The 11,205-nt window shown below is 38.6% G+C and carries 11 protein-coding genes; 8 read left to right on the top strand and 3 right to left on the bottom strand.

Features of this window, described 5'->3' with window-relative positions; translation table 11 throughout:
• Positions 1-17 precede the first annotated feature (17 nt).
• A complete protein-coding gene (locus ACUVXA_RS00790) occupies positions 18-1,451 on the bottom strand; it encodes an acetate--CoA ligase family protein (protein WP_445869322.1) in 1,434 nt (477 codons plus the stop codon).
• A gap of 448 nt (positions 1,452-1,899) precedes the next feature.
• On the opposite strand from ACUVXA_RS00790, the gene ACUVXA_RS00785 reads away from it, so the two are divergent.
• The 8 genes from ACUVXA_RS00785 (at position 1,900) to ACUVXA_RS00750 (ending at position 9,288) form a co-directional block, all read left to right on the top strand.
• Entirely contained in the window at positions 1,900-2,790 is an 891-nt protein-coding gene (locus tag ACUVXA_RS00785) for a hypothetical protein (RefSeq protein WP_445869321.1), read from the top strand.
• A 210-nt stretch (positions 2,791-3,000) separates the two neighbouring features.
• Positions 3,001-3,936 (top strand): DMT family transporter, encoded by a 936-nt coding sequence (locus tag ACUVXA_RS00780; RefSeq protein WP_445869320.1) that lies wholly within the window; start codon positions 3,001-3,003, stop codon positions 3,934-3,936.
• A gap of 111 nt (positions 3,937-4,047) precedes the next feature.
• Positions 4,048-4,908: an ATP-dependent sacrificial sulfur transferase LarE gene (larE, locus tag ACUVXA_RS00775; protein WP_445869319.1), complete on the top strand. Its 861-nt coding sequence runs from the start codon at positions 4,048-4,050 to the stop codon at positions 4,906-4,908.
• Positions 4,909-4,925: 17 nt separating this feature from the next.
• A complete protein-coding gene (gene larB / locus ACUVXA_RS00770; RefSeq protein WP_445869318.1) occupies positions 4,926-5,720 on the top strand; it encodes a nickel pincer cofactor biosynthesis protein LarB in 795 nt (264 codons plus the stop codon).
• An 18-nt stretch (positions 5,721-5,738) separates the two neighbouring features.
• Positions 5,739-6,971: a nickel pincer cofactor biosynthesis protein LarC gene (gene larC / locus ACUVXA_RS00765; protein WP_445869317.1), complete on the top strand. Its 1,233-nt coding sequence runs from the start codon at positions 5,739-5,741 to the stop codon at positions 6,969-6,971.
• A 219-nt stretch (positions 6,972-7,190) separates the two neighbouring features.
• On the top strand, positions 7,191-7,529 hold the full coding sequence (locus ACUVXA_RS00760) for a metal-sulfur cluster assembly factor (protein WP_445869316.1): 339 nt from the start codon (positions 7,191-7,193) through the stop codon (positions 7,527-7,529).
• 290 nt (positions 7,530-7,819) lie between these two features.
• A complete protein-coding gene (locus tag ACUVXA_RS00755; protein ID WP_445869315.1) occupies positions 7,820-8,809 on the top strand; it encodes an N-acetylornithine carbamoyltransferase in 990 nt (329 codons plus the stop codon).
• A gap of 11 nt (positions 8,810-8,820) precedes the next feature.
• Positions 8,821-9,288, top strand: a complete 468-nt coding sequence (locus tag ACUVXA_RS00750; RefSeq protein WP_445869314.1) for an aminoacyl-tRNA deacylase — start codon at positions 8,821-8,823, stop codon at positions 9,286-9,288.
• On the opposite strand, the gene ACUVXA_RS00745 is transcribed toward ACUVXA_RS00750, so the two are convergent.
• Positions 9,285-10,370 (bottom strand): M20/M25/M40 family metallo-hydrolase, encoded by a 1,086-nt coding sequence (locus tag ACUVXA_RS00745; RefSeq protein ID WP_445869313.1) that lies wholly within the window; start codon positions 10,368-10,370, stop codon positions 9,285-9,287. The genes ACUVXA_RS00750 and ACUVXA_RS00745 overlap by 4 nt on opposite strands.
• Entirely contained in the window at positions 10,370-11,167 is a 798-nt protein-coding gene (locus tag ACUVXA_RS00740) for a [LysW]-aminoadipate/[LysW]-glutamate kinase (RefSeq protein ID WP_445869312.1), read from the bottom strand. The genes ACUVXA_RS00745 and ACUVXA_RS00740 overlap by 1 nt, the downstream gene beginning before the upstream one ends.
• Between the last annotated feature and the right edge of the window lie 38 nt (positions 11,168-11,205).

Here is an 11,205-nt window from a genome sequence, read left to right as displayed (position 1 = left end):
TTTAATTTTAATCAATATTATTCTCCTTTTCTTTTGTTGTATTTGATAAAGTTGCGGAGCGCTTTGGCAGCACTGGTTATGCTTGGAAAAACTGGGAATTCTTCATTGATAAAAAGATTTCTTACCTTTTTAAGCTCCTCTTCATAAAAGGTACGTGGGAGAATAATTAGAACTGGTTTATTGCTTTGGTAGCGAATTTTTTTACATCCCTCCAACATGCCGCTGTATATGATTTTACTAACTTGGGCGTCTGCAAGTTTTTCTACCAAAATGGTATATTGAACTTGTACATCAAATATTACCGACCCAATGTTTTGGTCTTCACCTAATATTCCAAGCACATTTTCTAAAACCCCTGGGTAGTTGTAACTACCTGCCAGATCCAAAGGATTTTTAACACTGGTTCCCATACTTTGCACAAATTTACTTAATTTCTCTCTAGTTTTATAGGATAATTCGGGAACGTTAAATCCCTCCTCTATACAAAAATCAGTATTGGAAACACTCGTACCTCCCGAAATTGATACCAGTCCCAAGTTCTTACTAGTGGTTGGAGGACAAAAAACGAATACCGAGACGGTGTCTAAAAGCTCCTCAAAATCCTTAACCTTTACAGCACCAGTTTGCTCAAAAACAGCATCCCAAATTTTTGCAGATCCTGCGATAGAACCTGTATGAGAAGCAACCGCACGAGCGCCAGCCTCTGTTCTCCCACCTTTCCAAACAACTACTGGTTTTATCTCTGTAGCCTTTTTGAGGGACTTAATAAGTCTTTCTCCATCTTTAATTCCTTCAATGTACATTCCTATAACTTTGGTTTTTTCATCCTCGGCAAGATATTCTAAAAAATCTGGACTGCCCAAGTCACAGGCATTCCCATAACTGAAGACTTTACTATAAAGAAGTCCAATAGACTTTCCAACTATTGCGAAATTAATTGCATGGCCACCAGACTGTGAGATGAATCCCACCGGCCCAGGCTCCATACAAGTATCTGGGCGAAAAGATACTCTACTCTCAGGACAGTAAATCCCTACGCAGTTCGGACCGATTATTCTTGTTCTCGTTCCCCTTATAGCCTTTACCAATTTTTTTTCAAGCTCTGCTCCTTCTTCACTATTTTCACTAAATCCAGAAGAAAAAATAACTATACACTTAGCGTTTTTCATAACGCTTTCTTGAACAACCTTTGGAACTACGGCAGCCGGAACCTGGACAATCACAAGATCCACGTCTCCTGGAAGGTCTAGAAGATTCTTATAGAACTTTATCCCCATTACGCCATCAACTTTAGGATTAACGGGATAAATAGCCCCTTCAAAACCGCTTTCAATAATACTTTTTAACCAGTAAAGTCTACCGCGTGAAGAAGCACCCACTAAAGCTATAGAGTTAGGGTGTACAATTTCATCAATTTCATTGAATAGTTCGCTGTGTTTCTCCATTTGCATTGTATGTTGCCTCCAGTAGTACTTGCCGTAAACGATAACTCAGTTATGAAAATTAATTTATATTTTTAACTAGAACTTTGTAAACCTTGGGAAAAGTAGGGTCATAAATCATTTAAAATTTAAATTAATGTAATTAGGAGTTACGCAGTTGAGGGCTGTTTGTAGGTTAAATGGGCATGTTGTGGCGTCGAACTCTCCTCTTTTGCCTTGGATTGGTGAAAACCAGAATTTTTAATACCCAAATCTCAAAGAAAGAGCTAAAAAATGCTGAAATATAAAAAGAAGGCAAACTAGAGCAATCCCATCACCAACCCCACACAAATACCCACCCAACTGCGTAAGTCCTAGTAATAATAAATAATAATTTCTCCGAATGTTTTATATATCTACCATTAAAATTAATTTAAAAAGATCTTTTGCCATTAGTAAGTTTTGGAGCGTATAATTTATGGTGTGGCTCGATAGAAAAGGTGAGCACATTACCATTGAGATGCCTGAAGAATGGAACGGCGTTGTACCCAGTGAAATTTTTTTTGAGGAAGGTAAAAAATTAGTGGATTTGGCTGATAAGCAGAAACTCACTATCCGACTGTTGGGCGGTGTGGCTATTAGGATGCACACCCAGAATGTTGAGGATTTTTCCAAGAAGATAGGCCGATTAGGTATTGAGAGCGGGCAAGAATTTACGGACCTAGACTTTATGGCTTATAAAAAGCAAAGAGACAAAATTAAGAAATTTTTTCTTTCGCTGGGATACATTAAGCGAGTAACAACAATTTCTTCGGCTGTAAGTGAGAGGCAGATTTACTATCATCCAAAGGGCTGGTTCCACACAGATGTTTTTTATGACAAACTAAAAATGAACCACGACATAGAATTCAAGAATCGCCTAGAAATCGATTACCCAACCATAAGTGTCACGGACATGTTGCTTGAAAAAATGCAAATCGTAAAAATAGCAGAAAAAGACGTTAAAGACACCTGTGTACTTATCAGAGCGCATGAAGTGGGTGAAAAAGAGGAGGAATGCGTCAACGCCAAGTACATTGCACAATTATTATCTCAAGATTGGGGCTTCTGGTACACGGTGACAACAAACTTAAAGGGAATTAAAGAATTAGCACCAGAATATGGAGTCAAAGACCAGAATTTGAAAGACATAATCTCAAAGATAGACAAAATTTTGGAATACATTGAAGCAGAGAAAAAGAGCATGAAATGGAAGTCTAGATCGGTAGTGGGACCTAAAAAGGAATGGTATCGTCCAGTAGAAACAACCGAAACTGTGGGAGACTTCGGTATCGACACGCTGAGAAAAGAACTTAAAGCGAAAAAATAGAGCTTTGTGTCTTACGAGGAATCCTTTATTTTAACTCATTCAGATATTTCATCCCCTTTATCTATGGTATCTCACCTTAGAGTTAGCATCCAGTAGGGCCTAATAGTCTTTTTTTAGACATTTTATTCTTTTTTTACAAAAAGAATATATCATAATAGTTTTTAGAGTTCCGCATCACTAAATCCGGTAACAATGTTTCTGGTGTCTTTTTTGGAAACAGTAAAATGGAAATTTAACAGATTAATTTCTAGTGATGCGAGAAAAGGCCAACTTTTAATGATATTAGCGAGCCTGGCTTGGGGCAGCTCATTTCCCGCCGTCAAATGGGGTCTTAGCTTTATGTCTCCGCTAACATTCGTTTTTTTCCGCTTTGTTGCCGCGGGTTTAATGACTGTGGGGTTCGTACGATTTTTAGGGTCTGGGAAAGCTTTTTATTTTCTGAGGGATCGTAAAATTTTTGCTTTGGGTTTGTTTAATGCCTTAGGCTATCTATTCCAGTTTATTGGTATGCAATATACTACTGCGGGAAAAGCCTCACTTCTAATAAATCTAAATGTTATTATCGTGGCTATACTTTCTTTCCTACTTCTAGGTGAATCTATGGGCCGGCAAAAGATCTTAGCCATAATTATGAGTATTTTAGGGGTTTTTCTAATTACCACAAATGGTAATCTGCAAACCTTATGGAGTGGCACTTTCATGGGCGATATGATTGTGCTTCTGGGAGGCGGGGTTTGGGCGTTCTACATAGTATATTCTAAAAAATTTCTAAATAGTGCTCAAGTGAAAGGTGTTGAAATTAATTCCATGGATATTACTTCGGCTGTAATTATAATAACCATGTTTGTTTTAGCCATACCAGCAACGATTTATGGTTTGTATGATCTATCCTCTCTATCTACCCTGATAACAGCTCCGGCGATTATTGCAGTTTGCTACACTGGTCTGGTATGCACCGCCATAGCATTTACACTATATTTTGCCGGCTTAAAATACATATCAGCCTCAATTTCGGCCATTATAATGCTACTTGAAATAGTATTTGCTGTTCTTCTCGCTTTCATGTTTCTAAACGAGATACCCACCCTATTTACCCTCATAGGCGGTTTACTTATAGGCACAGCAATTTACTTAGCATCTAAGTAGAAAAATTGCAATATTCATTATGTTCAATCGCAAAATCATTAAATATTACAAAATTAGTAATCGTTTAGTAGAATTCGATTTAAAACCAAGATACACAAAAGGTTGCAGGCGTTGGGAAGTCAAAAAATACAATCAAAAATAGATCAAATACGTAACACTCTTAAAGACAAAACTGTCATGGTAGCGTTTTCTGGCGGAGTTGATAGCAGTCTGATGGTAAGCTTAGCCAAAGACGTGAGTAAAAAAGTTTTGGCAATAACCATAAACTCGCAGATTATTCCTCCAGAAGATGTAGAAAGGGCTAAACAGGTAGCCAGAGAGCTTGGCGTAAATCACACAGTTATTTGGGTTGACCGACTAAGTAACTCTCTATTTGTCGCAAACCCGCCTAATAGATGTTATTACTGTAAAAAGGAGTTATCTAGGACTCTGAAAAAAATTGCTAATGAGAAAGGCTACGAATTGATTGTGGAGGGAACAAATACTTCTGATATAGTCGGGCACCGGCCGGGAGCTTTAGCTCTACAAGAGGAGGGAATTCTATCTCCCTTTCTGACAGCGGATGTTACCAAAGAGGAAATAAGGCTTATTGCTCGTGAGAGAGGACTGAGTGTTTCAGACCAGCCTTCTATGGCTTGTTTGGCCTCAAGGATTTCCTACGGTGAAGCTATTACAGATGAGAAGCTCCACCGAATTGCAGAGGCTGAGCGATATATAAAACAAATTAGTAGTGTAACCATAGTTCGGGTTAGAACTCACAGAAATTTAGCAAGAATTGAATTAGGGAAAGATGAGCGAGAAAAGCTATTCTCAATAGAAATTCTAGATAAAATAGCGGAAAAAATGAAGGGGTTAGGATTTAAGTATTGCACTCTAGATGTTGAGGGTTACCGGACAGGAGCTATGGATGAGGTTCTGAAAGAAAAGATTACACTACAGCCTCCAAAGGCATCTAAAAAACTTAATAGTTAGATTAGGATTGGGTTGAAATGAGTCAACTAAGAAAAATTCTTGAGAAATTTTCTTCCGGTGAAATCTCAATTGAAGAAGCCGAAAATTTACTTAGAACAAACTGCATCTATGAAATAGGTGACTTGGTGAAGTTTGATATTAGACGTGAATTACGGGCTGGCGTCCCCGAAGTAATTTTTGCAAGTGGAAAGAGGCCCCAAGACCTAGTTAAGATTGTCAGTACCATAATATCGCAAAAAAACTATGTTTTGATTACTCGAGCAGGCGAAGAGCAAATTTCACTCTTAAAAAAACATATTCCTAATAACTGTGAACTGGAAATTTTCGAAAAATCTGAAACCATTAGAATAAAACACAAAGAAGAATTTTTCACAAAAACCGGGGGAAGGATAGGGATTATTACTGCCGGTACCTCGGATATTCCAGTCGCAGAGGAGGCTAAAATAATAGCAGAATCTATGGGTTGCGAAGTTTTTACTTCTTACGATGTGGGCATTGCCGGACTACACAGAGTTTTTCCTCCATTGGGTAAGATGATAGAAGCAGAAGTTGACTCCTTAGTCGTAGTCGCAGGTATGGAAGGAACGCTTCCCTCAATAGTTGCAAGCCTAGTTAATGTGCCTGTTATAGGAGTGCCCACCAGCACTGGTTACGGGTTCGGAGGAAAAGGGATTGGGGCGCTCACTACAATGCTGCAATCGTGTGTAGCAGGGCTATGCGTGGTCAACATTGATAACGGATTTGGTGCGGGGGCTACGGCAGCTCTGATAGCAAACAGGGTGGCAGAATATCGAGCAAAGTTAGAGAACTAAAGGGGGAAGTAAAAAATAATGAGCAAAGTAGCGTTTATTGATTGTCAAGCGGCTGGAATTTCAGGTGACATGTTTCTTGGAACATTATTGGACCTGGGTGCAAATCAGAATAAGATTACAAGCGCTATAGAATTGATTCCAAAATTTCTTAGAGGGTGCAAAGGGTTTGATATCAATATTAATAAAACCATCCGTTGTGGTTTAGCAGCAACGGAGGTTCAAGTATTATCCGATGACACGGCTGAAAATAGAACGGGTAAGGATCTTCTAGTTGCTACGATCGCCTGTACGAGAGAACTAAACCTATCAGAAGAAACTAAAGACTTTGCAATTAGAATTGTAAAAACCATCGTGGAAGCGGAATCTAAGGTCCACGGAGAACAATTAGGTCATACACATTTACATGAGGTTGGTTCAGCCGACACTCTGGTGGATGCTATTGGTTCCGCGGTGGCCTGTGAGGACCTTGGTTTACTGAAAAACTGTCAATGGTTCTGCACTCCAGTCGCTTTAGGAGGAGGTCACTTAACATTCTCGCACGGAGCAATGCCTGTCCCTCCGCCTGCTGTACTAGAAATCGCTAAAAACAGTAACTTTCCAATATTAGGGGGACCTATTGAAACGGAGCTAACAACACCCACAGGTGCCTCAATTATTTCCAGTTTAGATGTTATATTTTCAAATTTTCTACCCAGTGTAAAGAACATTCGAGTGGGATATGGTGCAGGAATGAAGGACTTTCCAAATTTACCAAACGTTTTAAGAATAGTTATTGGTGAGAGGGAACTTCAAAACGGGCAACCATATAACCTTGTTGAGGACTCTGTGGTGGTTTTAGAAACTAACGTAGATGATATTTCAGGAGAAATTTTAGGACACACAATTGATGTGCTTTTCGAAAAAGGCGCAAAAGACGTTAGTATAATACCCGTCATAACGAAAAAAGGTCGCCCCGGACAAATCATCAAGGTAATCTCCAGTCCTGAAGATGTACAAAAACTCGCAAGAACATTGATGGATGAGACTGGAAGCTTAGGTGTCCGCCTAACCCCTACATCTCGCCTCATTTTGAAACGTGAAATGAATGTTACCAGTATTAATATAGGGGGTAAAATCTACGAATTAAGAGTTAAAATTGCCAGAAACAGTGGTGGAAAAATCATCAGAATGAAACCCGAGTTTGATGATCTTAAAAAAATTGCAAAAGAAACAAACCTGCCGCTTAGATATCTAATAGCTAAAGTTTTTTAAAAAAATTGCAAAAGAAACAAACCTGCCGCTTAGATATCTAATAGCTAAAGTTTTTAAAAAACTAAGTGAAACATAAATTCAAATGTATTTCTTCCCTAGGTTAATTAGACCAGCGATATTTATTAACTCGATTGTTCAAGATTTTTCCACAACTGGTAAAAAACCTTATAAGATGTAAACCATTATAGGAAAACGAAAAACCCGAAGGAGATTACACTATTGGAAAAAAAAGAAATTCTAGAAGTCTTGAAAGAAGTACAGGATCCGGAAATGCCAGTATCAATACTAGAATTAGACATGGTAAATGAAGACGACATTACAATTGAATCCGATAAAAAAGTAAAAGTAACTTTCAAACCAACATCAGCAATGTGCCCAATGGGATCCGTGCTCGGTGTCCTCATCAAGAAAAAATTAAAAGATGCTTTGGGTGTTGATGCCGAAGTAAAGGTCCGACCAGGGGCACACATGAATGAAGAATTGGTTAACAGCATCATAAATAGCAAAGAAAGATACGATGAGATAGTTAAAAGATTGGAAGACGCCGGCCTATGCTAGAGTGGTACACCTAACTCTCTTTAAATTAAGAATTCTCTTATCACATATTACAATTATTGATATTCGCTCATTTTTCAAGTTAATATTAATTTTTTATGCACTCTATGCGGTGCTTCATTTTTTTATTTTTATACACTGTTTAAACACTGAATTTTCAAATTGATCACCCTTAAAAATTTTTCAATCAATTAACAAGAAATATTAAAAAAAGCAGTATGCAGTATTTTGCAAATTTTTTTAAACTAGAAGATTAAATGTTTAAAGTTAATGTTTAGTATTGAGGTTATGTTATGGATAAGGACAATTTAAAAGGCAGAGATCTTATAACAACTCAAGAATGGGGTATAGATGAGTTAGAATCTGTTTTAGATCTTGCCTTGGAGATGAAGAGAGAACCTAGGAAATTTTTTTCTGAATTGCAGGGAAAGTCGCTTATTATGCTTTTTTTCAATCCTAGTACACGCACCCGTTTATCGTTTGAAATCGGTATGACTCAGTTGGGTGGGCATTCTGTTCACATGGATGCGGAGAAAGCATGGATTGGTAAGGGCTCTGAATCCATAAAAGACACAGCTTCAGTTATGGCGAGATACGCTGACGGAATTTCTATTCGCATTTTTCCAAACATTACCGATTGGCAATATGGTAAGAGTAATGCAGTGGTGCGTGAATTTGCAAAGTGGGCTGATGTACCTGTAATTAACATGGAATGTGATATGTTTCATCCTTGTCAGGCTCTGGCAGATATATTAACGATTAAAGAGAAGAAAGGAAGTTTTAAGGGTAAAAAGTTTGTTTTGAGTTGGGTTTATCATCCTAGGCCTCTCCCGGTCAGCGTTCCTAATTCTGCGCTTCTCATTGCTACGAGATTCGGGTTGGATGTGACTTTACTTCATCCTAAGGGCTTTGAGTTAGATGAACAGATAATGCGTTGGGCTAAAAACAACTGTGAAGCCAATGGGTGCACCCTTGAAGTTTCACAAAATATGGAAGAGGCGTATAGTGATGCGGACATTATATATGTTAAGGCTTGGGGCTCTCTCAAACACTATGGAAAATTTGAGGAAGAAAAAAAGCTGAGGATAAATTTTAGAAACTGGATTTGTAATGAAGCATTAATGGATCTTACAAATAAAGATTCCATTTTTATGCACTGCCTACCTCTAAGAAGAAACATCGAAGCCACGGACGGGGTAGTAGATGGTCAGCACTCCATCATTTACGATGAGGCAGAGAACAGGTTACATGTTCAGAAGGCCATCCTTTTATTAACATTGTAGAGATGGTTTACATGTCTGGAATTGAAGTGATTAGAAAATTCATAAAAAATCACAATATCTCAGCGGAAATAATAGAGCTTGGTGAGAATACCGCTACATCCGAACAAGCAGCCAAAGCATTAGGAATAGACACCTCTCAGATTGCTAAATCCTTATTATTATTGAATGAGAACAAGGAGCCATTTTTGGTTATTGCACCTGGAGACAAAAGGGTTGATAAAAGACGGCTAGCTGAAATCACCTCTTCAAAAAAAGTCAAGTTCGCTGATGCGGAATTAATTGGAAAATTAACTGGATTCTCAATAGGCGGTGTTCCACCCTTCGGTCATTTGAGGGAGTTAACAACCTTTATTGATCAAGGGCTTTTCAAACATGAAAAGGTGTATGCCAGCGGTGGTTCTGACGATTCGCTTCTTGTCATAGATCCAAAAGTTTTAGTGAAAGTTACCAAAGGTAGAGTAATTGACATTTGCATTTAGGAATTTTTTTTGCTGAGGATGTATTTTATTGTTTTTTTAAGAATGTCTATTGACTCTAAAAATTCTTGTTTCTCGATGTACTCATCTTCGGTGTGTTCAAGAGTGGGGTCGCCGGGACCATAGCTTACCGTTGGAATGTTATACCATCTGCCAATTAGATTCATGAAGCAGGTTCCAGTTTTTCTAATGTATCGTGGCTCTATGTTTTTAACCTCACTAATCGCTTTAGCTAATTCCTGCACTAGAGTAGAATCTTTATCCGCTCTAAACCCCTCTATTTGGCTCAAGACATCATAACTTATTTGAACCCCACTCATTTCTTTAAATTCTTTAAACGTTTTCTCAATATCTCCCAGTAGCTTTGTGGATTTAACCATATAGGGAAAACGGACATCGATAAAAAATTGACACTCGCTGGGAATTACGTTAGGAGCAGTTCCTCCCGCTATCTGGGTAAGATTAGGAATGGTGGAATAGAAAGGTGATTTTTCACGAGTCTCAACTCTTTCCTTAAACCTTTTCCAAAGATCGTAGGCAAGCTCTATCGAGTTTTTGTAAACCCATGAGCATGCTACATGTCCCCCTCTGGTTTTCAAATTTATTTTGAAGAGCAGCCTACCTTTAGAAGCCAAACATATTCTATCACTTTTGGTTGGTTCCCCGAATACTGCATAATCGGCTTTCAGATTTCCCTCTAACAGGGTTTGAATTCCTTTCAGGCTGGATTCCTCCTCCACAACCCCTGCAAATATTATTGTTCCACTAATCTTCAGCTTGGGGAGAACAGAACCTGCCAGTATCATGGAGGCAACAGAAGCTTTAGCATCTACTGCTCCCCGCCCATATATTTTCCCGTTCTCTTCTCTTACTGGTATCTCTCCGGGCACGGTGTCAATATGTGACGATAGAAGAAGTACAGGTTTTCCTTCACCTATTTTGCCTAACACGTTTCCTGCGTCATCTTGCTTAACTTCGTAGCCCACATTTTTCATACTTTCCATCAAAAAAACCGAGAGCCTGTGTTCTTTTCCTGAAACGCTGGGGATCTCAAGCAGTTTTAATAAGTATTCTACGGGCTCCATCACTTTATCACGGTTCCTGTTTTTAGTGTAAAAGCTGAGGAAATAGGATTCTTTTCAATACTTGAGCAAATAACCACGGATTTTATACCCAGATTCAACGCTTCAAGAGCGGCGAATATTTTCTTTCTCATGCCTCCTCCCACTTTTTTAATAATTTCTTCCGCTTCTTTCTTACTAAGACTTTTAACCAACTCACCGTTAATAATCAAACCCGGAACATCGGTAACTGAAATAAAAATGTCCGCATTTACCGCCTTCGCTATATGCGCCGCTGTCCTATCCCCATCCAGATTAACCAACTCATAATCATAACTAATTCCAATTGGAGCCACAACCGGAACATATGCGTTTTCAAGAAGCAAACTAAGAAGCGTTCCATTCGTCTCAGTAATTTTTCCGCTGTAATCTCCTCTTAGCACCCTTTTTCTCCCATTCTCAACAGAAATTATTTTATCCTTTCTTTCTGCGATTAAAGTTTTTCCATCCAGTCCTGTTAACCCAATAGCGGGAATCTGATTTTTACGAAGCAAGGTCACTATGCTTTTGTTTACTTTGCCCGCCATGGCCATGACCGAAATATCCCGGGTTTCCTTGTCTGTAAATCTACTCTTAAAGCCACTTGGCGAGGTTACAAACTTGGGTTCTTTACCTAATTTCTGAGCAATCTCATTAATCTGCGGACCACCACCGTGAACTATAATTATTTTATGTTCCTTGCTCAGATTTTTCAAGTCTGTAACTAGATTCTCCGTTTCCTTATCTACTACCGCTCCACCGATTTTAATTGTAACAATCAACTCAATTCCTCGCGTAGATATACTTAATTTCTTAGATT

It is taken from the genome of Candidatus Jordarchaeum sp. (assembly GCF_052745115.1).
The sequence above is the reverse complement of the archived record's forward strand: the minus strand, read 5'-3'. Positions and strand labels throughout refer to the sequence as shown.

Bases quoted from the DNA above. Each gene is read 5' to 3' on its own strand.
- ACUVXA_RS00785 (WP_445869321.1), top strand. From the start codon at position 1,900: ATGGTGTGGCTCGATAGAAAAGGTGAGCACATTACCATTGAGATGCCT.
- larC (WP_445869317.1), top strand. From the start codon at position 5,739: ATGAGCAAAGTAGCGTTTATTGATTGTCAAGCGGCTGGAATTTCAGGT.
- larB (WP_445869318.1), top strand. From the start codon at position 4,926: ATGAGTCAACTAAGAAAAATTCTTGAGAAATTTTCTTCCGGTGAAATC.
- ACUVXA_RS00750 (WP_445869314.1), top strand. From the start codon at position 8,821: ATGTCTGGAATTGAAGTGATTAGAAAATTCATAAAAAATCACAATATC.
- ACUVXA_RS00790 (WP_445869322.1), bottom strand. From the start codon at position 1,451: ATGCAAATGGAGAAACACAGCGAACTATTCAATGAAATTGATGAAATT.
- ACUVXA_RS00755 (WP_445869315.1), top strand. From the start codon at position 7,820: ATGGATAAGGACAATTTAAAAGGCAGAGATCTTATAACAACTCAAGAA.
- ACUVXA_RS00745 (WP_445869313.1), bottom strand. From the start codon at position 10,370: ATGGAGCCCGTAGAATACTTATTAAAACTGCTTGAGATCCCCAGCGTT.